The organism is Paenibacillus abyssi (assembly GCF_014640295.1).
Classification (GTDB): domain Bacteria; phylum Bacillota; class Bacilli; order Paenibacillales; family Paenibacillaceae; genus Paenibacillus_D; species Paenibacillus_D abyssi.
In genome coordinates this window covers 345,672-371,600 of the sequence record NZ_BMGR01000003.1, presented here as the reverse complement: position 1 = coordinate 371,600, position 25,929 = coordinate 345,672, and the positions used below count along the sequence as shown (strand labels likewise).

Sequence of the window (25,929 nt, the reverse complement as noted above, 5' to 3'; positions counted from 1 at the left end):
ATTACAGCATTATGAAATTCGATCTGCACACCCATCATGAGCGTTGCGGTCACGCCATCGGCACAATAGAAGATTACGTACGCGCAGCTATTGCTGCGGATATGCAAGTGATTGGCATTTCTGACCATTCACCCTATTTTGCAAATCCAAAGGATCAACCTCAGCCAGGCATTGCAATGGCAAAAAGCGACTTGGTGAATTATGTAAATGAAGTGCTGCGGCTAAAAGAAAAATATGCCGATACCATTGAGGTGCTGCTTGGCATGGAATCCGATTTTTTTCCCGAACACCTGGAAGTATATAAGCAAGCGTACAGTGCTTACCCCTTTGACTATCTGATCGGCTCCGTACATCAAACACGCGGAGTCAGCATCTTTAACCGGAACCGCTGGAAGGGATTGTCTGAAGCGAATAAGATTGCGGAAAAAGAGCATTATTACGATCTTATCCGCCAATCGGCGCGAAGCGGTATGTTTCAAGTGCTTGGACACATCGATGCGATGAAAGGCTATTATCCCGCATTCTCCGACATTATAGCTGCTGAAGCCATTGACGAGACCATGAGGACCATCGCCCAATATGATATTGCAATTGAGATCAATACTTCCGGTAAAACAAAGGATGTCGGCGGCTGGTATCCGTCTGATGAGATCTTGGAGCGTGCGCTTCATTTTGGCGTCAATGTTACCTTCGGATCCGATGCCCACAGGCCTGAGAGGGTCGGTGATGACTGGGAGCTTGTACAGTCCCGGTTAAGGGAGATTGGATTTAAGCAGTGGGTTTTCTACCGCAGAAAAGAACAGATCGTCGTACCGATTCCAATATCCTAACCAAAAAAATGGACCCACTGCGTTAGTGGGTCCCAATGCTTTATATTAAAAAAGGGGGTCTTGCTTATTATAATAGCCCACCAATGTGAAAGGACGATAACAGAAACATTTCATTTGTGTAACAAAATTCGTGACAGCCGTTATCCATGCTTACTTGGATGCGTTCCGCCCGCCACAAGCGGATGGAATGGAAGTTATCCATTTTTTAAGGTTTAGCTTCGTTCTTTGGTAAAGCGACAGCTTCATCATTGAACCCCAACCGTCATATTTCCCCCTGTACTGCTGCACAAGCGGATGCAATTCTCTGACCCTTTCATTTACCGTCTCCAAGCGTACATCTTCCCATCGGCTTACAACAAGGGAATAGGGATATCCGGGTTGTTCTTCAGAGCTGTCGGCCTCTTCAATCCGATAACCAAGCCGCTCCGCTGAAAGCTTCATTTCCTTTCGGTCATCCAGCCGTTGAAACATAAGCCAATGATAGACGTGGCGAGGCCGCTCGATATGATCGCCTTTATGGATTAACGCGTATACCATCTGCGCATTATGGATGAACATTTCCTCCAGTGCGCTCGGCAGCATATAACGATAGGTTTCCCAATCAGGGTCCGATTTTATATAAAACAACACCCGGTACTGCTTAAACTCCTCTTCGAGTGTTTGCACCATTTCCTTTTGAAAGCGTTCCTTGGATAAATAGTAATAAAGCTCAAGCCGCTTAGACGTGTTGATCCGTCCGATATATACAGCCGCCAGCTCCTTTTTCAGCATTGTCTCTAACCGGGACTCCAGCTGTTCAAGTGTCTTGACGGTTTCCTGCTTGGAGGATTTACTGTCCATCATATGCAGCAAATTGACGGTAACCGATAAAAGCTCCGTATATTCAGCAGACGGCTCATCATCTTTCCACCCGCAATTGATTAATATTCTCATGTGTTCTTGATTTGTCCGGCGTTCAAAGAAACCCCAATCCTCTGCCATGAAACACCTCGTCTAATGGTTCTTTACTCGTCGACGAACATCATCAATCCGGACGAAGATCATCGATTTTATAAACAATTATACCTATGGAAACACCGATCGGCTACGATTTTTTTCAGGAAACCGGGTTTCTGGAAGAGAATTGGGATTTATGCTGGATTGTCCTTACTTTTATCAAGTAAATATATTATTATTAGTTTATAGTTTTTTTTGAGATCACTCTTACGTTTTACATGCCATCGTGTTACAATAGATTAATAAAGTGGGGTGATACCTGTGGACTATTCAAAGATGTGTCCGAAGTACGAATCCGCCGCAGAATTATTGGGTAAGAAATGGACAGGATTGATCATCCGTGTGTTACTGGGCGGACCAAAGCGTTTCAAGGAAATTAAAGAGCAAATTCCCGAGATGAGCGATAAAATGCTGACCGACCGGATGAAGGAGCTCGAAATGATGGACGTTGTTAAGCGAACAGTGTATCCCGAAATGCCTGTCCGCATCGAATATGAACTCACCGGCAAAGGAAGAGGCTTGGAACCTGTCATCCAGTCCATCCAAGAGTGGGGCGAGCATTGGATGTAACGCACCGTTGCCGAATGTAAGGGCTGTTCTCTCTAGGCGATTTATTCGCTTGGATCGAACAGCCTTTGCTCTGTCTTAACACAAAAAAGGCTGTATCCCGACACTTACATTCGGGATACAGCCTTTTCTGCAGGCACTAAAGGCAATTACATGCCCAGCCATTTTTTGAACATTTGTTTAGTCGTATCTTTATTAATTGCAGCGATCGATGTCGTAAGCGGAATGCCTTTCGGACAGGCGCGAACGCAGTTTTGCGAGTTGCCGCAGCCTTCGATACCGCCGTCCTCCATCAAGGTTTCAAGCCGTTCTTCTTTGTTCATTTCGCCAGTTGGATGCGCATTGAACAGACGAACCTGCGAGATCGCGGCAGGACCGATAAAGCTGTTCCGGTCATTCACGTTCGGACAAGCTTCCAGGCAGACACCGCAGGTCATACACTTGGAAAGCTCGTATGCCCATTGGCGCTTCGTTTCCGCCATCCGCGGACCTGGACCAAGATCATACGTACCGTCAATTGGAATCCATGCTTTCACGCGTTTGAGCGCATTAAACATCCGTTCGCGGTTAATGACCAAATCGCGCACAACCGGGAAGGTTTTCATAGGCTCAAGCCGGATCGGCTGTTCCAATTTGTCTACGAGCGCCGTACAAGCTTGTCTTGGTTTCCCGTTGATGTTCATGGAACACGCGCCGCAAACCTCTTCCAGACAGTTAGATTCCCAGCATACCGGGGATGTCTTCTGCCCGTCTTGCTTTTGCGGATTGCGCTGGATTTCCATAAGGGCACTAATAACGTTCATATTCGCACGATAAGGAATCTCGAACGTTTCATCATACGGCTGTGAATCGGGACGATCCTGGCGTTTGATGACCAGTTTAATTGTTTTGTTCGCTACTGTCGCTTCAGCCATTTGTTATTCTCCTTTCTTCTTGTCCGTCGTGTAATCGCGTTTACGCGGCGGGATCAAAGAAACGTCGATATCTTCGTAAGAGATTTGCGGGCCTTCTGCAGTCCATTTCGCTTTGGTTGTCTTCATAAAATTCTCATCGTCGCGCTCTGTGAATTCCGGCTTGTAATGGGCACCGCGGCTTTCGTTACGGAGCAAAGCGCCGAGTGTCATCGCTTCGGAAAGCTCAAGCATATTCCACAGCTGACGGGTGAAGGCTACCCCTGCATTGTTCCAGTTCGCTGTATCATTAATATTGATATTGTTGTAGCGTTGTTTGAGTTCTTTGATCTTGTTAATCGTATCCTGCAGCTTGTTGTTGTAGCGAACAACCGTCATGTTGTTCGTCATCCATTCGCCAAGCTCACGATGAAGTACATATGCGTTCTCCGTGCCGTCCATTTTCAAGATCCGCTCATAGTTTGCCGTTTGGCGTTTTTTCTCGTTTTCGAATACGGAAGAGGAAATGTCCTCTGCCGATTTCTTCAAGCCGCGGATATATTCAACTGCTTTCGGGCCAGCCATCATGCCGCCGTAAATCGCGGATACAAGCGAGTTCGCGCCAAGACGGTTTGCTCCGTGATATTGATACTCGCACTCCCCTGCAGCAAACAAGCCGGGAATGTTAGTCATCTGATTGTAATCAACCCACATGCCGCCCATGGAGTAATGGACTGCCGGGAAGATTTTCATCGGAATTTTGCGAGGATCGTCGCCCATGAACTTCTCATAAATTTCAATGATACCGCCGAGCTTCACGTCCAGCTCTTTTGGATCCTTGTGCGAGAGGTCCAGATAAACCATGTTTTCACCGTTGACGCCGAGCTTCTGATCCACGCAGACACTGAAAATTTCCCGTGTCGCAATATCGCGCGGAACGAGGTTTCCGTATGCCGGATATTTTTCTTCAAGGAAGTACCAAGGCTTACCATCTTTATAGGTCCAGATCCGGCCGCCTTCACCGCGTGCCGACTCGGACATCAGGCGCAGCTTGTCATCGCCCGGGATTGCTGTCGGATGGATCTGAATGAACTCACCATTCGCATAATAAACGCCTTGCTGGTATACGGCACTTGCCGCTGTGCCGGTGTTGATAACCGAGTTCGTCGATTTGCCAAAAATAATGCCGGGACCGCCGGTTGCCAGAATAACGGCATCCGCAGCAACCGTGTGCACTTCCATCGAACGGAGATCCTGCGCCGATACGCCGCGGCAGATGCCATCGTCGTCCAATACCGCGCCAAGGAATTCCCAGTGCTCGTATTTTGTAACCAATCCGGCTGTTTCCCAGCGGCGGACCTGCTCGTCCAGTGCGTAAAGCAGCTGTTGTCCGGTCGTAGCTCCGGCGAACGCAGTACGGTGGTACTTGGTGCCGCCAAAACGGCGGAAATCGAGCAAGCCTTCAGGTGTACGGTTGAACATAACACCCATCCGGTCCATTAAGTGAATAATTCCAGGTGCTGCATCACACATCGCTTTTACCGGAGGCTGATTCGCAAGAAAGTCTCCGCCGTAAACCGTGTCATCAAAATGCTCCCAGGTCGAGTCGCCTTCACCCTTCGTGTTTACCGCACCGTTAATGCCGCCTTGCGCGCAAACGGAGTGGGAACGCTTAACCGGTACAATAGAAAATAGATCAACGTGTACGCCGGCTTCAGCAGCTTTGATGGTCGCCATCAAGCCCGCCAGGCCGCCGCCCACGACAACAACTTTATTTTTTGCCATTTCGATTCGCTCCTTGTCTTGAAAACTAGCCGAACTTCTCTTAAATGGTGCGGACGATATCTAATACTGCGGCTGCTTCTTTGAACTCATCACCGCGGAAAGCAACCAGCGAAGCCAGGAACATCGCAGAAACAAGTACGAAAACAACCATCCATACATAGGAAGAAATGCGCTGTGCGCGCGGGCCCACTGTAATTCCCCAGCTGACGAGGAATGCCCACATGCCGTTAGCAAAATGGAATACTGCAGCGATTACACCGATTGTGTACAATGCAAAGAACAGCGGATTGTTCGCAATATCGTGCATCGTTGACCCCAGCTCACCGTGGGTCGTATTGCCGATAAACACTTGAAAGCGAGTTTGGTAGACATGCCAGAATACGAAAATAAACGTAATTACGCCGGATACCCGCTGCAGCGTAAAAGCCCAGTTTCTACCATAAGAAAACTGACCCAGGTTGTTATTCGACTGATAAGCGATGTACAACCCGTACACCCCGTGGAATAACAATGGCAGAAAAATACCAAACAGCTCAAGTACCGGCACGAACGGAAGGCTGTTCAAAAATTCAACCGCTCTTTGGAACCCCTCCGGTCCGCCATCGACCGCTTGGAAGTTGGACACCCCATGCTGGACAATAAACAAGCTGAGTGGAATCACCCCAAGCAGCGAGTGAATCTTGCGCGAGTAATACGAATTTCCTTTCATAACGTTAGCGTTCTCCTTTCCAGACTGTACGTACGTTAATAACCAAATACCATTTTAACCTTCGCCCTAGGGGGCGTCAATAAAAAGCTAGGGCACGTTCTGACATGTTTTGACACATAATAGTCACACTTCTCATGGTACTCCTTTTTCGCTTATAATGGAATTGCTGATTTTGTATAATAACTTATAACGATAACGCATAAGAGATAATGAAGGGTGAAATAACATGCTGGAAGAAATGCATATGTTCAGTACAATTGTCGAGCAATCAAGCCTGAACCGGGCCTCCGCCAAGCTGAATCTGTCTCAGCCCGCGCTCTCCCGCAAGATTATCAAATTGGAAGAGGAGCTGGGTGTAGAGCTATTCCGCCGGGTTGGCAAACGGCTCGAGCTCACGCGCATCGGCCAAATCACCTATGAATTTGCACTGGAGCTTCGTCAGCTGCAGCTGCGATACCTGCAATCCGTAAACGAGTTCAAAGCAGCCGGCCGCACCCAACTGACGATAGGCGCCAGCTTAACGACGCTGCAAACCACACTGCCGGATCTGATCCAGGTCATGACCTCCTCTAACCCCGATCTTGAGATTAAAGCCGTTACCGGCAAGACGCATGAGATCGTGTCGCTTGTCAGAGAACAGAAAGCTGACCTTGGCGTTGTCGCCTCGCAAATTACCGATCCGAATCTGCAATGCATTCCGTTATTTGATGACCATCTCGAGCTTGTCGTGCCGAAAAACCATTTAGTGCTCGAGAGGGTTCCTGATATCAACGATCTCGACGGCCTGCCGATGATACTGTTCTCGAAGAACACATGGTACCGGATTTTGACTGACGAGCTGTTCCATACCTATCAGCTTGCACCGGATGTTCGGATGGAAATCGATTCATTCGAGGCCATCTTGCGGTTACTGCATACGTGCCGTGCCGCCACACTGCTGCCCAAATCGTATTTGCGTCAGCAGCTGCTCGAGGACAACGAACTGACCGTTGTACCTGTACGCGAGCTGGAACAAACAAAGCGCACAACGTCTCTCATCTATAATAATAGGGTCGATTCCCAGGGCTCTTCCGTCAGGCTCTGGCTGGACGAGATTGCCGCTCTCTATGCCCGCAAAAAAGGGCAATGAAACGATATAAAAAGATAAGGACAGCGCCCCGAAAGAGGCTGCTGTCCTTATCTTTTCCATTATACTACAATTCATCCGTGCAGGCTGATGAATTCATAGGTTGATATTATCGGATGACTGTCTCCTCGAAATCTTCAATCTGATCATTCGTGCCGATAATGACCATGACATCGCGCTCTGACAGCACATCCGTCGCAGTCGGCGCTATGATCACGCCCTGCGGCTTATTAATCGCAACGATACTGCAGCCGAAGCGTGCGCGCGGATTCAGCTCCTGCAGCGATACGCCGGATAAACACTTCGGTACTGTGAGCTCGGCGATCGTGTAGTCTTTTGACAGCTCGATATAATCAAGCAGATTAGGCGAGACCAATTGATGGGCAACCCTGATTCCCATATCCCGCTCCGGATAAATGACACGGTCGACGCCGATTTTTTCGAGCACCCGCCCGTGCAGTTCGCTTAATGCTTTGGCAACGACCTGTTTGACACCTAAGTCCTTAAGCAAAATGGCGGTCAAAATGCTGTTTTGAATATCGTCTCCGATCGCAACTACCCCGCAGTCAAAGTTGCGGACGCCCAGTGACCGCAGCACATCCTCCTCTGTCGCATCGGCCACAACGGCATGGGTGAGAATGTTGCTCATATCGTCAACCCGCTCTTCGTTACTATCAATTCCCAATACTTCATGACCTAATTGCATAAGTTCCTTGCCTACGCTCGAACCGAAACGGCCCAGCCCAATAATGACAAATTGATTTAATTTCATCTTGCTTCTAGCTCCATTCTATCCAATGATGAGGTTGCCTTCAGGATGGCGGTATAATGTTTTTTCCTTCTTCGTTTTCAGAGCGTAAGCAAGCGTTAACGGCCCGAGCCGTCCAACGAACATGGCCAGACAAATTAACAGTTTACCGACGACTGTCAGCTCCGGCGTAATTCCCATGGACAGCCCTACTGTTCCGAAAGCGGAAGTCGTCTCGAACAATATTTTCAAGAACTGCTGATCCTCGGTCGTCGTCAGCACCATCGTTATCGATACGACGAAAACAAGCGATAGAATCGTAATTGTCAAAGCCTTTAAAATTCGTTCTTTTGCCAGTCGCATCCGAAACAATACGACATCGTCTTTGCCCCGGATCATTGCAAATACGGACGCAAGCAAAATAGCAAACGTCGTAGTTTTTATCCCGCTGCCGGTTGATCCCGGAGATGCACCGATAAACATAAGGATAATGATGAAAAATTGCGTTGCCTGCCGCAATGATGCGATATCAAGCGTATTGGCCCCTGCTGTCCGCGGCGTCACGGATTGAAAGAAGGAAGTCCATACCTTTCCGTCCAGTCCATACAATCCAAGCGTCGCCTCATTCGTATATTCAAAGATGAAAACGACGAATGCGCCGACCATAATCAAAACGCCAGTCATCGACAGTACCACTTTCGAATGTAAGGATAATCGCCGGGTCTTCTTATAATCCAATAGATCAGACAGGACAACAAAGCCGATCCCGCCCAAAATGATTAACAGCATAGCCGTTATATTTATAATCGGATCTTCGGCATACAGGGTTAAGCTCCTAAACTCGCCAAACAAGTCAAACCCGGCATTGTTAAATAATGAAATGGAATGAAAAATTCCGAAATATACCGCTTGCTTGAAAGGCATGTCGAAAGCCCAACGAATCGTAAACAATACGGCGCCAGCCAGTTCAATGACGACAGAATAGATAAATACCTTTTTGATCAGCCTGACAATTCCCTCGATACTGCTTTGGTTCATCGCTTCCTGCAAAATCAGCCGCTCCCGCAGCGAGATCCGTTTCTTGAGCATAAATGCGAATAAAGTTGCCATCGTCATAAAGCCTAAACCGCCGAGCTGGATAAGCGTAAGAATCACGATTTGCCCAAATATAGTAAAGTGGGTTCCGGTATCCACAACGACAAGTCCGGTCACACATACCGCAGAAGCTGCCGTGAATAGAGCATCAATATAACTTAACGAGACGCCGTTTGTGGAGGCTGCAGGGATATAGAGCAAAAAACTGCCAATCATAATAATGAGCGCAAATCCCGTCACAAGTACACGCGGAGGCGACCATGTCGTTAACTTCAGCATTCGAAACAAATTCATCACCCCGCAGCCTTTTCTAGATGTTTGTTATGTGTAATTTGCGCACGAAAAAAAGCACTGGAAACCCAATGCTCGTCGCGATGAGTCCTGTTCTGGCAGCCTACGAGGTTAGCTGACGGATTCGGGCACGAACAGGTCGCCCTATTCAAACATCCGGCCAGTACGGCTTGATGATTGAAATTCACCCCTTGCTACCGGTAACGGCAGCATTATGGTTCCCCCGTTTTCACTTGGAAATTCGGCTGCTTATGTAATTGATTTTGATTATATACGCTGCTATTAAGAAATACCAAATTTGAAATGAGTGAAAACAAAGTCAAAATCATCATAAATAAGGGATGAAAATCAATAAAATCATAGTTTGGCGGGGTTATCCGTGCTCTTGCTCCGTTTAGGATAGAAATACGCACTATGGCATTGGATATTCGAGCCAGAACTATGATAATGTAATTGTATACGGTTAACTGACCAAAATTCGTTCACAGAGGTGTTGCAATGAATCCGCTTCAACATGATCCCCCTTGGAAAAAATTAATTTTATTCGGTGCGCTGGGCGCGCTTATCTATTTTATGGCACAGGTGCTGCCCTCCGCCATGGATACTTTCTCCGCCGGCTCAAATGACAGGGTGATCGAGAAATCGGAGGCGCAAGCACAGGCTGTCGCATTTATTACGGAGCAATACGGTGTCCAACCGACCTCCACCCATGTCGTTCACCAATCGGATAAAATACTCAATGGTTATTTATCCAAAGAAAAGCTGCTGGACACCTATGATAAACAATACAATCAGCGGTTTCCCGCTGATACCTTTCAAGTCGAGGTTCGTACGCCAAGACAGGACAATCCAGCGCGCACGACCTTATATTATGTCTATGTACATATGGAATCGGGTCAAATCGTTGCTTGGAATAAATTCAGCCGCGATTTTCAAACCGACGAAGACAAGGCTGCTATAGGTGCAAATTACGAGCAGGCAGTGGAAACGGCAAAAGAGTTTGCGACGCAGCAAGGCTTTCGTCCGCAAGAGCTGAGAGCCCATCCGGGGATCGATAGCAACGGCTTGCTTACATTCGACGTCATAGGCAGCAAAATCAGCGAAGCGCAGCTGCAGCTGCGCATCCGCACGGCACAAACGGCCAACAACGAGATCCTTGCCCTTACTTACAAACCGCAATTCGTTGTTCCGGACAGCTACACGGATTACGTTGAGAGGCAGGACCGTCTCGCTTCTTTCATGTCCTTTGGCGGTTACTTGCTGTTTACTGCAATCCTGTTCATTCTGGCGATTATCTATGCTGCGTTATACAGGCAGTACTCTTCCTTCATCAGAGGATTGTTTATAACCGGCGTATTCCTTGCTTTTTATCTCGTGAATAACTTTAATATGGCCGACGGCATTCGCGCAGGCTTCGGCGAAACCCAAGACGCCGGCAGCTTTGTTGCGGCGGGGATGATCATCACCATACTGATAACCTTGCTTATGGCAGCCTCTGTGTATTTCTCCCTAGTCGGCGGCGATGCCCTCTGGAGGCAGATGGGCTTTAAGCTTTGGCCGCGATTCCGGGAGCAAGGTTACGGCGTCCACGTATGGCGAAGCATGAAGTTGTCTTATCTGCTCGCATTCATGCTGATGGGTGTCCAGACCGTCATCTTTATCGTGCTGCAAAACGGCATAGGCATGTGGACGACAAGCGATGTTACCCAATCGCCGTATAATTTGGGGATGCTGTGGCTGTTTCCGATGCTGGCATGGTGTGCGGCCATCTCTGAGGAAGCCATCTATCGGCTGTTCGGCATTGGACTGCTGTACAAATGGTTCAAGAACAAGTTTTTCGCTTCGTTGATCCCTACCGTAATCTGGGCGATGGGACATGTTAGCTATCCGATTTATCCATCGACTACACGGTTAATCGAACTTACGATCGTAGGCTTGCTCTTTAGTTATATCTTTATCAAATTCGGTTTTATTACGGCGGTATTCACCCATGCGATCTTCAATAGCGTCATGATGGCGATCATGCTGTTCTTCTATGGCTCGGCAGTAAATATTATCGCGGGTATCGTATACATCGTGCTGCCGGTGATCATCGCTTGGATTATAAAATTTTGGCATGAAAAAAGAGGGCCGAAACCGCAGGTCACGGTTCCTCCCTCAATGCAGCAATAATTTGACCGGCGAGCTTGTCGCCGATGGAAAGAGGCCGAAAGTCTTCGACGGAGGCCTCTTTTATTTTTTTCAGCGAGCCGAAATGTTTCAGCAGCTGCTTGCGCCGTTTCTCGCCAATGCCCGGTATCGCATCCAGCCGTGATGCCACCATCGATTTGCCGCGCTGCTCTCTGTGGAACGAAATCGCAAACCGGTGCACTTCGTCCTGAATTCGCTGCAGCAAATAGAATTCCTGGCTGTCACGCGGCAGCGGAACGATGACCGGCGGGTCTCCAGTCATCAGCTGGGCGGTCTTGTGCTTGGCATCCTTGACCAATCCGCATACGGGAATGGCAAGGCCCAATTCATTCTCCAGCACATCCACCGCAGCAGAGATTTGCCCCTTGCCTCCATCCACGACGATGAGATCAGGCGGTACTATTCCTTCTTTCAGCACCCGCTCATATCGTCTCCGGATGACTTCGCGCATCGTTTCATAATCATCCGGCCCTTTTACAGTTCGGACCTTATATTTACGATACTCCTTCTTGTCCGGTTTGCCGTCTGTAAACACAACCATCGCGGATACAGGATCCGTCCCCTGGATATTGGAGTTGTCGAACGCTTCGATACGGCGCACCGTGTTCAGCCCCAGCCACTGGGCCAATCCCTCGGAGGCCTTTACGCTGCGCTCCTCATCGCGTTCGATTAAGCGAAACTTCTCATCGAGCGATACCTTGGCATTGTTCAACGCCATTTCGACGACTTCCCGCTTGCGTCCGCGCTTTGGTACCACGACCTTCACCTTTAACCAGCTCTGCAGCAATTGATCCAGCTCTTCCGCTGCCCCGGCTTCCGTAATCGTGTTATGCTCCAGCTCTTGCGAGGCTGGCTGCTCCGGCAGAAATATCTCTCTCGGAAGTGCAGGATTGTCACTGTAGTACTGGGTAACAAAAGACATGAAATCTTCATAAGCCTCCCCATAAAAGGGAAACGTAGTGGCATGCCGCTCGATCAGCTTACCATGGCGCATGTACAAGATTTGGACGCACATCCATCCTTTATCCACCGCATAACCGAACACGTCGCGGTCGACGGTATCGGTCAACGTAATTTTCTGTTTCTCCATCACTGCGTCGATGGCCTGAATTTGATCGCGGTATTCCTTGGCCTGCTCAAATTCAAGCGCTTCGGCCGCCGCTGCCATCTTTTGCTGCAGCCTGTTCTTTACTTCGTCTTGGCCGCCTCCCAGAAATCGGGAAATATCCTGTACCATTTGATCATACGTGGGCTGCTCAATTTCAACGATGCAGGGAGCAATGCACTGTCCCAAATGATAGTATAGGCATACCTTATCGGGAAGTGTCTTACACTTGCGCAGCGGGTACAGCCGGTCAAGCAGCTTCTTTGTTTCCTGTGCGGCGTATGCGTTCGGATACGGCCCGAAATATTTGGCCTTGTCTTTCACGACCCTGCGCGTAATTTCCAGCCGGGGATGCTTCTCGTTCGTGATTTTAATATAAGGGAACGACTTATCGTCTTTGAGCAGCACGTTGTAACGCGGATAATACTTCTTAATCAGGTTGCACTCAAGGATAAGTGCCTCCATATTGCTTGAAGTAATAATATATTCAAAATCCCGGATTTCCGAGACGAGCCGTTGCGTCTTGCCGTTATGCGTGCCATTAAAGTACGACCGCACGCGGTTTTTGAGCACTTTTGCCTTGCCGACGTAGATAATCGTCCCTTCCGCATTTTTCATCAGATAACAGCCTGGCTGATCTGGCAGAAGCGCAAGCTTGCTTCGGATTCTCTCCGCCGCCTGCTCCCGCTGCAGCTGCTGTGATCGTTCATCCAGTTCCGGTTGTAACTCCATCTTGCTCTCCCTCCAGCCTGTGACATAAGCAATGTATTCATTGTTTCGATGATTCTTTTTTTATTGTATCACAGGGCGCAAGCCTGGCGGCAAGTTGCCTCATAATTGTCACGAAGGCTGTCTTTACAATTGTTCATGAATTTGGGTATACTAATAAGAGTTAAAATTACCGATGCTGATAAGTATGTACGGAGACGCCCGCGCCTAATGGAGTCGGAACGAATCCGTCGGTTCGAGGAGGACTTACGTTATGGAAAATGCAGTAAATGATCCACGCGAGCATTATAACGAGGAACCAAGGCACGATTTCAGTGACGTTGCCATGGGCTTTGCAGGCATGTTCGGCTTTATGTTTGTCGTCTTTGCCGCTGCGGTTGTTATTAAATTTTTGATCTCGTAATAAGTGAAGCAACTCAAAGGGCTGTGATCCAAGTTGAAGGTCAACTTGCGGTCGCAGCCCTTTTTTGAGCCTGCAGAACCATTTCTAAAAATTTCTTTAAATCCTGAATCATTTTCAGCTCTGCCGGTTAATACATTGGTAGTAACCGCTTTTTCCTGATGAGGAATTGCGGTCTTTCATGTTCAGGAGGGGATGGCGGCATGCCGGAATTAAAGCAAATGAAGAAATCCTATCAGCAGCTGATCGAAAACAAAGTCTGGATCGGTGGCCTCTGTGACGTCTCAGCCCTCGTGGAGAAAGAATGCTGTGATGTCATTATCGATTTGCGGGGAGAAAAGGAGCTTACCGGTAAGGAGCATCCGCAGCATTATTTGCATTTTCCGCTCATGGATGGACAGGACAACCAGGAGCCAGTCATCCATGAAGCTGTTGAAACCGTTGCCAAGCTGGTCGAACGCGGGCATAAGGTCGCCCTCCACTGTACGGCCGGACAAAGCCGTACAGCCTGCGTAGCAAGCGGCGCCTTGATCCGGCTGGGCTTGGCAGAAAGTGTGTTGGAAGCGCAGCAGAAAGTCCAAACCATCCGTCCCGAAGCACAGATTCATCCCAAATTAATCTCATCGTTGTCAAACCTGTATTCCTAATTCAAATTCAGCTTATTATTAAAAAAGGATACCTGGCAATTCATTCGCCAGGTATCCTTTCGTCATGCCTATCGGCCGCGCTTATTCACTCCGTTAACCATTACGAAATCTACAAACGGCCGGATCCGGTCCATAATCCGCTGCCCTTTGTGCAGCTCATCGCCATCCTTGCTCGTGAAGCTAAAATGCCGCTCCAGCACGTCCAGATCGTGATTTGAGGTATAAAATGTCGGCTTGCGGTTCATTCGGTAATTCAAAATCGTGCCCATCACATGATCCCTTACCCATGGGTTTAAATTCTCCGCTCCGATATCGTCAAAGACCAGCAAATCGGTTTCCTTCATCATCTCCACCGTTTCCTTAAGCTTTTGCGGCTCTTGGAACATCGATTTCAAATCTTCCACAAATTCAGGAACATAGACGATAACGCCGGAATACCCCTCTTTGGCCAACTCATGCAGCATGTAACACATCAAAAACGTCTTGCCTGTTCCGAATTTGCCGGCCATATAGAGTCCCCGGCTTTGCAGGCCGTCCCGCTTCGTCTGATCGATGTATTTCATCACCTGCCCGACAGCCTTCACCCGTTCCAGGTCGTTGGTGAGAATCTCATCGGTTGAATAGCCCCGCTGCAAGGCGGTTTCATCCACGTAAAAGCTCTTTACGCGGCTGCGGATGTGAAGCTCGCTTTCTCTGGCCAGAAACTTCTTGCACGGTACCTTGCGGTCGTTTAACTGCGTCAGGCCGTTTATCGTCTCACAGGAAAGCATCGTATAATGACCTTCAAGGTCGTTCGGACAACGATCAAGTCCAGGGCAATTCGAGCAGCTGCGGTGTTCATTCGTATATTGATAAAGCCGGTTCAAGTTCAATTGAATCACTTGATCACTCAGCTCGGGATATTTCTCCCTCAGCTTGACGACAAGAGGGTCGGCTAATAATTCTTGTTTGATCTGTACCGCACGATTGGTCATATTCTTACCCGCGGGCCACTGTTTAAGGACATCGCTAAGCGATTCCATCTTTGCATCACCTCCTATGCTTTGCCATCAAGCTTACGTGCCAGCTCGCGCAATTCTTCCAACTCCTCCGGCGTCACGGCCGGACCTTCCGGCATATCTTGTACGATCGGCAGGCTTTGCTTGCGCTGTCCACGCTGGGCTGTGCCTCTCGACTGCCTAATGCCGCTTCCGGACGCGGCAGCTCCACTTTCCCTGCGGCGTTCCTTCTGCTCCTCCAGCTTGCTCTGTTCACGCACATAGCGGACCGCTTTCTCAAACGTATCCACCTGCTTCAACAGCATATTTGCGGCCACCGCATCGATGAACGTTTTACTGACGCGCTGGGCTTCCTTTGCGCCTAAAATATAATGGATCAGGACATTGATGACAGCACCTGGCAGCCGGTAATTCAGATCAATGCGCTCAAAGACGCGTTCAAGCCATTCCGGTACAGCCCCGGGAAAAAACCGCTGCAAAAACCGCGTATGAGGCTCATTGCGCATCAGCATATTGTATTGCGCGATATCGCATCTCCCCGCCAATTGAGCCGGTACCTCCAGCTGATCCTCCGCTGACACTCCATGCTCTTCTTCAGGCAGCTCCTCTTCACTGCTGCCGGCCTTGGCAGACGCAAAGGCGTCCGTTTTTGCAATGACACGCTGACGTTCATTGTCCCGCTTCCGCTCCTGCCGGTAGATTTGATTGGCGCGCAGCTGCAGCTCGTCCTCAAGCAATTCGCCTGAAGAGGAGAATACCCCATCTTCGTCAAGCAGACGGCATAAGTCAACAACATTCAAACTGTACTTATACGCAACATAATTCAAACTGGCCATCCGCCGTTCATCGCTGCGAAGCTTCTCCACAAACTTGCGGTTCACGGAATGACGTGGAAACCGCAATATAATTTCTCCGTATTGAATGCCCGCCGATTCCGGCACCGTCCTTATCTCCGGTTGTCTGGCCGGCGCGACCTCTGTGAGCGCTTGTTCGAGCTCACCGTCGATCGCCTGCGTGTTCAGGCGGAACAGCTCGTAGAACGGAACCGATATATTCTCTTTATGCAGCTCAGCCATCGCAAGCTCGTCGGGCTCGCGCGCTACAAATTCCTCCCGCAGCGCGATGACCGCAAATTTCCCTACTTTATCACGTAAATACATCGTTAAATGCTGATTTTTAAAAAATTCATTCGGCTGCAGCGGCATCGCTAATTCATATTCGTAGATGACATCTTCGCCTTGCGGCAATGCCAGCATGGATGTTTGCAGCAGCCCGACAGCTTCCAGCTTGGATGCTTGCTCGGCCAGGCTCTTGCGCCCCTGCTCATTCATCTCCAGCCCTAAGCCTAAAAACAGCTTGCGCTGGGGCTCAAGCGAGGAATAGCCGACCCGGTCGGCTGCTACCTGATGATAGAGCAATTGATAGAGACTGGCTCCCACTGCGCCGATCATAGGCTGATAGATGAATTGAATGATCTTGAAATCCATGCTGCTTAGCGAAAAATCACGAAATATGTAATAGCGGTGATGCTCTGTAAACTGATGTATATTTCCGATGCGCACCAACATCTACTCCATCCACACAATATACTTTTCTATCATTTTTAATTCTAACATAAATCCGCTTCCCTTTCGATGCAGAGCCAAAAAGAAAAATCCTCCTGTAGGGGAGGATTTTTGGGATTGAACCGATCAGAACATTCTATAGCCGCCGCGTCTTAAAGCACGCATCGTATATCCGCTTACTACGGCCCCGATCAATGCCGCAATCACGGTGATAATGTCGACAAATGTATATGCCGTGAAGTTTCCAACAAAGCTTAAGGAATCGTCCCATGTGTAATAGATGCCCAGCGGCAGCACTACAATGAAAAATAAATAGACCGGAAACCACGTTGTCTTCAATAACATATTCAGAATAAACCCGACGCCGAACATCATGACGAAAAACAGCATCATGGCAATTAGCATTTGCAGCATAAACGTTCCCCTTTCTAACAAGTACAAGGATGCTATTAAGTAGTTTATTAGATGGCACGGTCGAAGTCAATTTGATCGTGTGTTTTGTCACAAGTCCGACATTTGCTCTCATTTGCGCAATTACGATACAATGTCTACAACAAAAGATTTATGTAAAAGGAGAGAATATACGATGAGTGAAGTTGCACAAACGCTGGAAGGCTGGTTTACCCTCCATGATTTCCGTACGATAAATTGGACGGCATGGAAAAACGCCGATGAAAGCGAGCGCCGTAAAGCGTCGGACGAGCTGTCGTCCTTCTTGCAGGAATGGGCCGGATTAGAGCAGAACAAGCAAGGCAGTACAGCGGTGTACAGCATTGTCGGGCAGAAGGCCGACCTGGTGCTGATGCATCTGCGTGAAACATTGGAAGAGCTGGGTGAGCTGGAAAACGCATTTAACAAAACCTCTTTCGCGCAGTTCACGATTCCCGTCTATTCTTACGTCAGTGTCGTAGAACTGAGCAACTATATGGCACAGCCAGGCAGCGATCCGTATCAAAATCCGGAGATCATGGCAAGGCTGAAGCCTATTCTGCCGAAAGCGAACCATATCTGCTTCTACCCGATGAACAAACGGCGGGAGGGCAACGACAATTGGTATATGCTGAGCATGGATGAGCGCCGCGGCATGATGCGCAGCCACGGCATGATCGGCCGCCAATACGCCGGTAAAGTAAAGCAAATCATTACCGGTTCTGTCGGTTTTGACAATTGGGAATGGGGTGTCACGCTATTTGCCGATGATCCGATTCAATTCAAAAAGCTGGTTTATGAAATGCGTTTTGATGAAGTCAGCGCGCGCTTCGGCGATTTTGGCGACTTCTATGTCGGCAACCTTCTTACCAATGATAAATTATCTGCAATGCTGCAAGTGTAACAAAAAAAGGAAAGCTGATTATGATCAGCCTTCCTTTTTCTTTTCGTCCAAGTATTCCTGCGTAGCACGGTCGCGCTCGCGCCCTTTCTCCTTTAACCGCTCGATGGCCGGTTGGATCAACAAATCGACTTCCTTTTGTACCGTATATGCCAAGTCATACCGATTCTGAGATTCCAGAAACGAACCGACCTCCATCAAAGCGTTGTAACGGTCCAGTTCATCTCTGGTCAGCAGCCCACGAACTTGTACGCTGCAGTGGCGCATTACAGAAATTTCCCTTTACGCAGAACGAGCGGAATGCCCCCGATAATAAACAAGTAACGAAGGTCGATCGCGATTTTCAACAATGCTGCAAAACGGCCTTTGTATTTTTTACCGAAAGCGATACCGATCGCTTCACCTTTACCAAGGGATGCAACCGTACCTTTGTTCTTGAATTCAAACCCTTTGAGCGGCTGATTGCGAATCGAAGCCACCAGATTGTGGGCGCAAGTAACCCCTTGCTGCATAGCGATTTGCGCAGTCGGCGGATAAGGACGGCCCTCAGGGTTAAACATCAGGGAGTTATCTCCGACAATATAAATGTTCTCATGACCCGGCGCACGCAGGAACTCATCTACTTTGACACGGCCGCGCATCGTTTCGAAGCCGGCTTCTTCAATTAGACGGTTACCGCGGATACCGCCTGTCCAAATAACGGTTTGGGAACGAATTTCTTCTCCTTCTCCAACGATAACACCGTCAGGCGTGCACTCTTTGATCGCTGTGCCGATTTTGAATGTAACACCTTTCTTGGACAGCACTTCCATTGCGTACTCAACAAGCTCAGGATCAAATCCAGGAAGAGCTGTTGGCGCCGCTTCAATATTGTATAATTTCACGTTAGCAGGATCGATGTCAAATTGCTTGCAAAGCTCTGGAATGCGATCCGCCAGCTCACCAATAAACTCGATGCCAGTGAAGCCTGCGCCGCCAACGACAAACGTAAGGTAGTCGGTACGGTGCGGTTCACGCTTGTAACGTGCGAATTGATATTCAATATGCTCACGAATCAAACGCACGGAGTTGATGCTGCGGATGTTCATGGCATTTTCGATCATGCCCGGAATGCCGAAAGTCTCAGGTTCTCCGCCAACGCCGATTACAAGATAATCGTAGGAAAGCGTGCCATCCTCAAGAATCACCTTTTTGTCCTGTGGGCGAATTTGCACAACGGTCGACTTCACAAAATCAATTTTGAATTCGTCGATCAGCTTGGAAATGCCTACGCGCGCATTTTCCGGATTATCCGTTCCTGCAGCTGGCATGTGCAGATGCGTAGTGAAGTAATGGTAGTCATGCTTATTGACTAACGTTACGTCCGCCTCATTGTAATTCAATTCCTTTTGCAGGCGCAGCGCGGTTAAAATTCCGCCATAACCCGCTCCGAGAATGACAATCTTTGGTATGTTGCTCATAGCCGGATCCCTTCCATTCCTAATTATCTTTTTTATAATACATTGTGAAAAATTACACAAACCACATTAAAAAATAGAATTTCTTGATTTTAGTTTGTGCTGGCCGTGCCGCTCCATTCATCAAGCGGTTCGACAAAATTATCCGCATATATACATCTGAAATAATATCGGCTTTTGAGTAAAAGTTCAAGTGCAAATTATACGAAAAACTTTAGAATAACATACAAAATTTTTATTTCCTTCTTTTTTTGTTAAGACTTATAATGAAAATTGTATTGATTTTCCTTGGAGGTGCAAATTTTGAACAGCCCAGAAGTCGTATCATTTAATACGGTTGACATCGCCATTATCGGCGGGGGTCCAGCCGGCATGTTTGCCGCTTTCTACGGGGGTATGCGTCAAGCATCGGTCAAAATTATTGAAAGCATGCCCCAGCTTGGCGGTCAATTGGCCGCATTGTATCCGGAGAAATATATCTATGATGTAGCGGGGTTTCCAAAAGTAACCGCACAAGAGCTGGTCAACCAGCTAAAACATCAAATGGATCATTTTGCTCCGCAAATTTGTCTGGAAGAGAAAGTGCTTGAAGTGATCAAGAAGGATGAACGTCATTTTGAAATCCGCACGGACAAATCAATGCATACTGCAAAAGCAGTCATCATTACAGCCGGAGTCGGCGCATTTGAGCCAAGACGTCTTGAACTTCCGGAAGCAGCAAAATACGAAAAGAGAAATTTATACTATTTCGTAAGCGACCTGCACCAGTTCAAAGGTCAAAAAGTGCTGATCAGCGGCGGCGGCGACTCTGCGGTGGATTGGGCCCTGATGCTTGAGCCAATCGCGGAAAGCGTCACACTGATTCATCGCCGGGATAAATTCCGCGCGCATGAGCATAGTGTCGAGAACTTAATGAACTCCAAAGTAAACGTTATCACGCCAAGCGAGATCACACAGCTGCATGGAGAAGATCGCATCTCAGCTGTTACGCTTGAACACGTGAAAACGAAAGAAGTGACTACCCTTGATGTGGATGCAGTCATCGTAAATTTCGGATTTGTCTCTTCACTTGGACCAATCGCCGAATGGGGACTGGATATTCAAGGTGGCTCCCTTGTTGTTGATTCACGCATGGAAACCAACATTCCGGGTATCTTCGCTGCGGGCGACATCACAACTTACCCTGGCAAGCTCAAGCTGATAGCCGTCGGATTCGGCGAAGCGCCAACCGCCATCAATAATGCAAAGGTTTATGTGGATCCCAGCGCCAAATTATCGCCGGGTCACAGCAGTAATATGAAGCTCTAATTATGAAATGCAACAAAGCAGGGTATCCTATGCTTGGCTTACATACGCCAATCCCGTTTTATTCGGAATGGCTGCCAAGGAGGATACCCTAAATGTTATGTCCGGTATGCAATGGTATACGCACTTTAGAAGTCGAATGTTCTTTATGTGGAGTGACGATGAGCGACAGCGGCAGAATCCATGATTTTACCGGTCCTTATGCCCCATATCAACCGATCGAAGATGAAGTTGTTCCAATATCCGCATCCGGCGGCGATGCTATTATATGTACCCATATCGCTAATTGCCCGGTATGCGAAAAACGGGTGGAAGTATCGGTCACACAATGGGAATCGGGCACTCTTCGTTAAGCGCCAATACGAAATGTTTCCGGTTCAATGCTCCTGCATTTGATCTCTGCTTGCAATAATGCGATAAACTCCGGTTCCAGCTTCAATTGGACAGCTACATAGTACGTTTCAACAAGCATCTCATCTGAAAGGATCTTCATAATCCACTCACCCTTTCCTTTTTCTTCCTCATCATCTTAGCATGTCACAAAATACAGAACAAGCGTTCCAATTGTCCACATCAACATGTGGATTGCATGTGCATAGGATGTGAACAATCGGCAAAAAATGAGGATTACCAGTGGGTATGATGTGGATAAACTTATTCACACCTAAATTTCTGGTTTTAGCAATAAAAAACTTTAATGAATATCTATCAATCTATCAAGTTTTTATATCGTTATTGCGGCCTTGTATTAACCTCGAATATCCATATTTTCCCTTTTGTATCGATTCCATAATCGAACCCAAGCTGGCCAATCCCAGGAAAGCTGCCTTCCAATACCTTGGTTGATACTTGTGTCAGCTCGCGCATTTCCTTTTTTTTGCTGCGAACAAGGCTGGCTGACAATGATCTGCGAATACCTTCCGCTGCGGCCATCTGCAAGCCCCCGCGGCACAAGTTCGTAACGAACAAACCCCGCCTTGCCAACCTCCCCACCATCGCCCTGTATACCCATCCTTTGCCTTCCTTTACATATTTAACGCGATAGTCGATCGGGCGGCCGCTAATCGACGCCAGATGAATCCCTTTTTGAATGATATACTTTCTCCCCCTCTTTAAAGGGGCCAATGCGCGGACTAAATCTTCAAAGCTGGCAAACACTCTTCGATCCGAAAAATAAGTAGAAGTGTACACTCCATTTTGTTTGCTGATCTTAATGACTCCATGGCCGCCTCCACCTACAACGGGTTTTATGACAACCATGTCATATGCCTCAAGCATGGAGCGAAGGCTTTCATTTGTATACCTTTTCGTAGGCGGAATATGCGGGGCGATTCGAGGATGAGCCAACAGCGCTGTCGTTTTTGCCCATTTACTGGCCAACTGCCTCCCTTGTCCTTCTCCCATATCTTCTACTCTCCTTTTATAAAGGCTTTATGATATGCATATGTGGAGGAGACAGGTTTCTCTTGGATGATTGACACCGGTTACCCGCCTTTATTTGCTAGTTCGCAATGTAATAGTAGAAGGAGCTGCAATAATAGCCTGCCAATCATCATTGCAGGCATCGGTATAGAGACTGTCCTTTCGTTTTGCGATCATCCCCTCGAGCCCATACCATTTCACCGCTTCAAATAGAGCGACCCCTTTCGTTTCAACAGATGTGACCCGACGATAATACGCGTTTTCCTCCAAAATATCGTCAAGCAGCTTTTTACGCTCCGATAACGGACGATTCCGCATGTCCTCGCCATTGTAATATAAAACGTCAAACACGAAATAACGAAGCGGGTACTGTGCCGCCCCTTCCCGAATTTTAGGTATCTTAAGCATCCTGTAACGCTCAATAACCGTCCTAGGCTCCAGAAGACCCGTGTCGGGATTCACATAGGTTAACTCACCATCGAATACAGCATCGGCCGCATCGTTAATCGGAACGTTATGAAGCTCTGGATATTGGCGGGTTACATCAGTCTGATGCCGTGTATATAACCGTACCTGTCCGTTAATAAATAATAGAATTAATCGTTGTCCGCTCAGTTTCGGTTCAAACACAAACGCCTTGTCATCAAATGGATGGTCACAGCCGGTTGCCCGCATAGGCGCATAAAACATACACTCCGCCTCCCTGCTACGATTGTAGCATGGAGTGTTTCATCGGGTGCCCGGTAAATGATAGAAAAAAGAGCCTTCTTCCGAGTAGATTGCTACTCGAAGAAAGCTCTTCCTGGTTATGGAATAATTAGCATTGCTCCGGATTCGGTTTCCCTGCGGCGGTTGCCGTACGGAAAGAGGAACCGCAGCCGCACGTTGCAGTGGCGTTCGGATTCTCGATGGTGAAGCCTCCGCCCATCGCGGATTCCTTAAAGTCGATTTCTAATCCGTTCAAATATTTCAAGCTGTCCTCGTCGACGACAACTTTCAGTCCTTGAAATTCCATTTCCTTATCGCCATTATGCTGCTCATCGTCAAAGCCCATGCCATAGGAGAAGCCGCTGCAGCCGCCCTCCTTCACGCCAATGCGAAGGAACAAGTCAGGCGTTTCTTCCTGAGCCAGCATTTCTTTTATTTTGGTTGTAGCTGATTCGCTGATTACGATCATGGAAATCCCTCCTGTCGAACTATACTTCTTCTTTAGTATACTGCACATCCATGAACTGCTCAAGAGCATCGTGTCTCTCACCTAATGACGGGCCTTGCTGGCATCCATACCGTTCCATATTCCGCCATGAGTTGACTTTTCTTGTTGCCGCTGTCTCACATCAGGTTTATAATGGATACAGTTCTTTTTTAAGAATGGCTATGTTATTTTTTTCACAAACCTGAGAAGGTTCTCCAATCTACTCAGATTCGATCGAATAAGACACGCACATAAAGGTGGTGGAAACAATGGGCTTTGTCTTGACACAAACCTCATTGCATGACATTGAAGAGAAAGTGATCAGAGGCGAGCGGCTCTCTTTGGAGGATGGCATACGATTGATGAAATCGCCCGACCTGCTGACGATTGGCCGATTAGCTGATCTTGTCCGAAAACGCAAAAACGGGGACAACGTATATTTTATCGTTAATACACATCTTAACTACACGAATGTGTGTTATCTTGACTGCAAGATGTGTGCTTTCGGCTTAAAACCGGGGGATCCGCGTGCCTACACGCTCAATCTTGAACAGATCGAAGAGAAAATTAAAGGCATGGTCGGCAAAGGTTTTACCGAGTTGCACATTGTCGGCGGCGTTAACGCCAAGCTGCCTTTCTCCTATTATGAAGAAATGATGCGCATTGCCAAGAGACATCTTCCGGATGTTCATATACAGGCATTTACAGCTGTTGAGGTTGACTATATCGCCCGTGTCTCGAAAATGACCATTGAGGAAACAATTGAACGTTTGCGAAATGCCGGGCTTGGCTCTATTCTCGGCGGCGGCGCAGAAATCTTTGACCCTGAGATCCGTGAGGTCATCTCCGGCCACAAGACTGATGCGGAGCGCTGGTTCCACATTCACCGCTCGCTCCATTCACTGGGCGTGAAATCGAACGCATCGATTCTCTACGGACATCTCGAGTCACCGGAGCATGTTATCGATCATTTCATTCGTTTACGCGAGCTGCAGGATGAAACAAATGGATTCCAGGCCTTCTTTGCATTCGCTTTTCATCCATCCAATACAAAGCTTGCTGAAGAATTTAAGCTTTCTGGGGAAACTACCGGCATGTATGACCTTAAGCTGCTCGCAGTCGCCCGTCTGATGTTGGACAACTTCCCGCACATCCGCGCATTCTGGATGATGATCGGGTTGAAGCTTGCGCAAGTTTCGCTCAGCTTTGGCGTAGACGATCTGGACGGCACAGTCATGGAAGAACAGATCTTGCATGCCGCTGGCAATGAGTCGTCACACATGACGCCTAAAAACACTTTTATTGAAATGATCCGCGAAGCCGGCCGCATTCCGACTGAACGCGATACCCTATATAACATCATTCGGACTTATTAAGGAGGCTTTTGTCATGAGCATTGCCATCTCGACGCCAGATAAACGCATGCAGGAAATAGCCGAGAAGGTTCGGCATAATCAGCGGTTAACGCTGGAGGACGGAATCTTCTTATACCAATCCGACGATTTGCTTTCTATCGGACAAATGGCGAATGAAGCCAACCTGCGCAAAAACGGCAAAAAAGTGTATTTTATTGAAAATATGAGCTTATACTTCACTAACATTTGCGAGGCGCACTGCGCATTCTGCAACTTCCGCAAGGACGAAGGCGAAGAGGGAGCTTACACGCTCTCCGGACAGCAAATGATCGAGTATGTCGAGCAGCATTTTCATCCGGGAGTACGGGAATTCCATATCGTAGGCGGACATAATCCGCATGTGCCTTTCCAATATTATGTGGACTCGCTCAAAGCGCTCAAGGAACGCTTCCCGGAAGTAACGCTCAAAGCTTATACAGCTGCAGAGATCGATTTCTTCTCGCGCATAAGCGGCCTTACTTATAAAGAAGTGCTCCAAGAGCTGATCAAAGCCGGTCTGGGTACCCTTACAGGCGGCGGGGCTGAAATCCTGTCCGATCAATACCGGCAAAAAATGCGTGTGGACAAAGCCGATGTCAGCCAATATCTGGAAGTACACCGGACTGCACATGAATTGGGTTTAAAAACCCATACTACAATGCTGTACGGATCCATTGAAACGCATGAACAGCGAATTGAGCACATGATCAAAATACGCGAGCTGCAGGATGATACGAACGGTTTCATGGTATTTATCCCGCTTTCCATGCAGCCTATCAGTCCGAAGGCAGGCATCCGCCGGCGCAACTCCGCCTATGAGGATCTGAAGACCATCGCGATCAGCAGGCTGATGTTGGATAATTTCCCGCATATTAAAGCTTATTTCATTAATATCGGCACACAACTGACCCAGATTTCTTTGACCATGGGAGCAAATGATGTGCACGGTACGATTGTTAAGGAACGGATCAGTCATGCGGCAGGCGCGCTTACACCTGAGGGTATTACGCGCGAAGACCTGATTTGGCTCGTTAAAGGAGCAGGGCGAATTCCAGTTGAACGAGATACATTTTACAATGAAATGAAAGTGTACGAATAATCAGTTTTTGTGCATACTAAGCCGCAACGAACTGAATACAAATGCTCATTTCGTGA

The 25,929-nt window shown here is 48.0% G+C and carries 27 protein-coding genes and 1 riboswitch; of the genes, 11 read left to right on the top strand and 16 right to left on the bottom strand.

Features of this window, described 5'->3' with window-relative positions:
• Nucleotides 1-11: 11 nt before the first annotated feature.
• Nucleotides 12-830, top strand: a complete 819-nt coding sequence (locus IEW11_RS06445; RefSeq protein ID WP_188530074.1) for a histidinol-phosphatase — start codon at nucleotides 12-14, stop codon at nucleotides 828-830.
• 150 nt (nucleotides 831-980) lie between these two features.
• On the opposite strand, the gene IEW11_RS06440 is transcribed toward IEW11_RS06445, so the two are convergent.
• Nucleotides 981-1,811 carry a DUF695 domain-containing protein gene (locus tag IEW11_RS06440; RefSeq protein ID WP_188530072.1) on the bottom strand — a complete coding sequence of 277 codons (831 nt, stop codon included), beginning with the start codon at nucleotides 1,809-1,811 and terminating at the stop codon, nucleotides 981-983.
• Between the two features lie 276 nt (nucleotides 1,812-2,087).
• Between IEW11_RS06440 and IEW11_RS06435 the strand changes: the two genes are divergently transcribed.
• Nucleotides 2,088-2,396 (top strand): winged helix-turn-helix transcriptional regulator, encoded by a 309-nt coding sequence (locus IEW11_RS06435; RefSeq protein WP_308422703.1) that lies wholly within the window; start codon nucleotides 2,088-2,090, stop codon nucleotides 2,394-2,396.
• 146 nt (nucleotides 2,397-2,542) lie between these two features.
• Here IEW11_RS06435 and sdhB read toward each other — a convergent pair whose 3' ends face one another.
• From sdhB to IEW11_RS06420, 3 genes are read right to left on the bottom strand one after another with little or no spacing between them, the layout of a single operon-like run.
• On the bottom strand, nucleotides 2,543-3,307 hold the full coding sequence (sdhB, locus tag IEW11_RS06430; RefSeq protein ID WP_188530071.1) for a succinate dehydrogenase iron-sulfur subunit: 765 nt from the start codon (nucleotides 3,305-3,307) through the stop codon (nucleotides 2,543-2,545).
• A 3-nt stretch (nucleotides 3,308-3,310) separates the two neighbouring features.
• A complete protein-coding gene (gene sdhA, locus IEW11_RS06425) occupies nucleotides 3,311-5,068 on the bottom strand; it encodes a succinate dehydrogenase flavoprotein subunit (protein ID WP_188530070.1) in 1,758 nt (585 codons plus the stop codon).
• Between the two features lie 40 nt (nucleotides 5,069-5,108).
• The gene (locus IEW11_RS06420; RefSeq protein WP_188530069.1) at nucleotides 5,109-5,777 is read right to left on the bottom strand and encodes a succinate dehydrogenase cytochrome b558 subunit; all 669 of its coding nucleotides are present in this window, start codon (nucleotides 5,775-5,777) and stop codon (nucleotides 5,109-5,111) included.
• Nucleotides 5,778-6,003: 226 nt separating this feature from the next.
• On the opposite strand from IEW11_RS06420, the gene IEW11_RS06415 reads away from it, so the two are divergent.
• Nucleotides 6,004-6,906 (top strand): LysR family transcriptional regulator, encoded by a 903-nt coding sequence (locus tag IEW11_RS06415; RefSeq protein WP_188530068.1) that lies wholly within the window; start codon nucleotides 6,004-6,006, stop codon nucleotides 6,904-6,906.
• 106 nt (nucleotides 6,907-7,012) lie between these two features.
• Here IEW11_RS06415 and IEW11_RS06410 read toward each other — a convergent pair whose 3' ends face one another.
• Together IEW11_RS06410 and IEW11_RS06405 are read right to left on the bottom strand one after the other, a co-directional pair.
• Nucleotides 7,013-7,675 carry a potassium channel family protein gene (locus IEW11_RS06410; RefSeq protein ID WP_188530067.1) on the bottom strand — a complete coding sequence of 221 codons (663 nt, stop codon included), beginning with the start codon at nucleotides 7,673-7,675 and terminating at the stop codon, nucleotides 7,013-7,015.
• 18 nt (nucleotides 7,676-7,693) lie between these two features.
• On the bottom strand, nucleotides 7,694-9,040 hold the full coding sequence (locus IEW11_RS06405; RefSeq protein WP_188530066.1) for a TrkH family potassium uptake protein: 1,347 nt from the start codon (nucleotides 9,038-9,040) through the stop codon (nucleotides 7,694-7,696).
• Nucleotides 9,041-9,122: 82 nt separating this feature from the next.
• A riboswitch (cyclic di-AMP (ydaO/yuaA leader) is annotated at nucleotides 9,123-9,294 on the bottom strand.
• A gap of 241 nt (nucleotides 9,295-9,535) precedes the next feature.
• Between IEW11_RS06405 and IEW11_RS06400 the strand changes: the two genes are divergently transcribed.
• Nucleotides 9,536-11,209, top strand: a complete 1,674-nt coding sequence (locus IEW11_RS06400; RefSeq protein WP_188530065.1) for a CPBP family intramembrane glutamic endopeptidase — start codon at nucleotides 9,536-9,538, stop codon at nucleotides 11,207-11,209.
• Here the strand turns inward: IEW11_RS06400 and uvrC are convergent.
• Entirely contained in the window at nucleotides 11,181-13,064 is a 1,884-nt protein-coding gene (gene uvrC / locus IEW11_RS06395; RefSeq protein WP_188530063.1) for an excinuclease ABC subunit UvrC, read from the bottom strand. The two genes, IEW11_RS06400 and uvrC, sit on opposite strands and share 29 nt — an antisense overlap.
• 250 nt (nucleotides 13,065-13,314) lie before the next feature.
• Between uvrC and IEW11_RS06390 the strand changes: the two genes are divergently transcribed.
• Together IEW11_RS06390 and IEW11_RS06385 are read left to right on the top strand one after the other, a co-directional pair.
• Nucleotides 13,315-13,464: a YqzM family protein gene (locus tag IEW11_RS06390; protein WP_188530061.1), complete on the top strand. Its 150-nt coding sequence runs from the start codon at nucleotides 13,315-13,317 to the stop codon at nucleotides 13,462-13,464.
• Nucleotides 13,465-13,664: 200 nt separating this feature from the next.
• Entirely contained in the window at nucleotides 13,665-14,108 is a 444-nt protein-coding gene (locus IEW11_RS06385; protein ID WP_188530059.1) for a protein-tyrosine phosphatase family protein, read from the top strand.
• Nucleotides 14,109-14,176: 68 nt separating this feature from the next.
• On the opposite strand, the gene dnaI is transcribed toward IEW11_RS06385, so the two are convergent.
• From dnaI to IEW11_RS06370, 3 genes are all read right to left on the bottom strand, one after another.
• On the bottom strand, nucleotides 14,177-15,130 hold the full coding sequence (gene dnaI, locus IEW11_RS06380; RefSeq protein WP_188530057.1) for a primosomal protein DnaI: 954 nt from the start codon (nucleotides 15,128-15,130) through the stop codon (nucleotides 14,177-14,179).
• A 14-nt stretch (nucleotides 15,131-15,144) separates the two neighbouring features.
• Nucleotides 15,145-16,668: a replication initiation and membrane attachment family protein gene (locus IEW11_RS06375; protein WP_188530055.1), complete on the bottom strand. Its 1,524-nt coding sequence runs from the start codon at nucleotides 16,666-16,668 to the stop codon at nucleotides 15,145-15,147.
• 129 nt (nucleotides 16,669-16,797) lie between these two features.
• Nucleotides 16,798-17,085: a YuiB family protein gene (locus tag IEW11_RS06370; RefSeq protein WP_188530052.1), complete on the bottom strand. Its 288-nt coding sequence runs from the start codon at nucleotides 17,083-17,085 to the stop codon at nucleotides 16,798-16,800.
• Between the two features lie 172 nt (nucleotides 17,086-17,257).
• On the opposite strand from IEW11_RS06370, the gene hemQ reads away from it, so the two are divergent.
• Nucleotides 17,258-18,004: a hydrogen peroxide-dependent heme synthase gene (hemQ, locus tag IEW11_RS06365; RefSeq protein WP_188530051.1), complete on the top strand. Its 747-nt coding sequence runs from the start codon at nucleotides 17,258-17,260 to the stop codon at nucleotides 18,002-18,004.
• 24 nt (nucleotides 18,005-18,028) lie between these two features.
• Here the strand turns inward: hemQ and IEW11_RS06360 are convergent, their stop codons facing one another.
• Together IEW11_RS06360 and IEW11_RS06355 are read right to left on the bottom strand one after the other, a co-directional pair.
• Nucleotides 18,029-18,268, bottom strand: coding sequence for a hypothetical protein (locus IEW11_RS06360; protein ID WP_188530049.1), 240 nt, complete (start codon nucleotides 18,266-18,268; stop codon nucleotides 18,029-18,031).
• Nucleotides 18,268-19,461 (bottom strand): NAD(P)/FAD-dependent oxidoreductase, encoded by a 1,194-nt coding sequence (locus tag IEW11_RS06355; RefSeq protein WP_188530047.1) that lies wholly within the window; start codon nucleotides 19,459-19,461, stop codon nucleotides 18,268-18,270. The genes IEW11_RS06360 and IEW11_RS06355 overlap by 1 nt, the downstream gene beginning before the upstream one ends.
• Nucleotides 19,462-19,761: 300 nt before the next feature.
• Between IEW11_RS06355 and IEW11_RS06350 the strand changes: the two genes are divergently transcribed.
• Nucleotides 19,762-20,766, top strand: a complete 1,005-nt coding sequence (locus IEW11_RS06350) for an NAD(P)/FAD-dependent oxidoreductase (protein ID WP_268237362.1) — start codon at nucleotides 19,762-19,764, stop codon at nucleotides 20,764-20,766.
• A gap of 92 nt (nucleotides 20,767-20,858) precedes the next feature.
• The gene (locus IEW11_RS06345) at nucleotides 20,859-21,116 is read left to right on the top strand and encodes a hypothetical protein (protein ID WP_188530045.1); all 258 of its coding nucleotides are present in this window, start codon (nucleotides 20,859-20,861) and stop codon (nucleotides 21,114-21,116) included.
• On the opposite strand, the gene IEW11_RS06340 is transcribed toward IEW11_RS06345, so the two are convergent.
• From IEW11_RS06340 to erpA, 4 genes are all read right to left on the bottom strand, one after another.
• Nucleotides 21,113-21,256, bottom strand: coding sequence for a sporulation histidine kinase inhibitor Sda (locus IEW11_RS06340; RefSeq protein WP_188530043.1), 144 nt, complete (start codon nucleotides 21,254-21,256; stop codon nucleotides 21,113-21,115). The genes IEW11_RS06345 and IEW11_RS06340 overlap by 4 nt on opposite strands.
• A 239-nt stretch (nucleotides 21,257-21,495) precedes the next feature.
• The gene (locus tag IEW11_RS06335; RefSeq protein WP_188530041.1) at nucleotides 21,496-22,167 is read right to left on the bottom strand and encodes a YheC/YheD family protein; all 672 of its coding nucleotides are present in this window, start codon (nucleotides 22,165-22,167) and stop codon (nucleotides 21,496-21,498) included.
• A 90-nt stretch (nucleotides 22,168-22,257) separates the two neighbouring features.
• Nucleotides 22,258-22,875: an ATP-dependent DNA ligase gene (locus IEW11_RS06330; RefSeq protein WP_188530039.1), complete on the bottom strand. Its 618-nt coding sequence runs from the start codon at nucleotides 22,873-22,875 to the stop codon at nucleotides 22,258-22,260.
• Between the two features lie 127 nt (nucleotides 22,876-23,002).
• A complete protein-coding gene (erpA, locus tag IEW11_RS06325; protein ID WP_188530037.1) occupies nucleotides 23,003-23,362 on the bottom strand; it encodes an iron-sulfur cluster insertion protein ErpA in 360 nt (119 codons plus the stop codon).
• Between the two features lie 287 nt (nucleotides 23,363-23,649).
• Here erpA and mqnE (IEW11_RS06320) point away from each other — a divergent pair, with 287 nt between their 5' ends.
• Both mqnE (IEW11_RS06320) and mqnE (IEW11_RS06315) read left to right on the top strand, forming a co-directional pair.
• Nucleotides 23,650-24,756 carry an aminofutalosine synthase MqnE gene (mqnE, locus tag IEW11_RS06320; RefSeq protein WP_188530035.1) on the top strand — a complete coding sequence of 369 codons (1,107 nt, stop codon included), beginning with the start codon at nucleotides 23,650-23,652 and terminating at the stop codon, nucleotides 24,754-24,756.
• A gap of 13 nt (nucleotides 24,757-24,769) precedes the next feature.
• Nucleotides 24,770-25,873, top strand: coding sequence for an aminofutalosine synthase MqnE (gene mqnE, locus IEW11_RS06315; RefSeq protein WP_188530033.1), 1,104 nt, complete (start codon nucleotides 24,770-24,772; stop codon nucleotides 25,871-25,873).
• Nucleotides 25,874-25,929 lie beyond the last annotated feature (56 nt).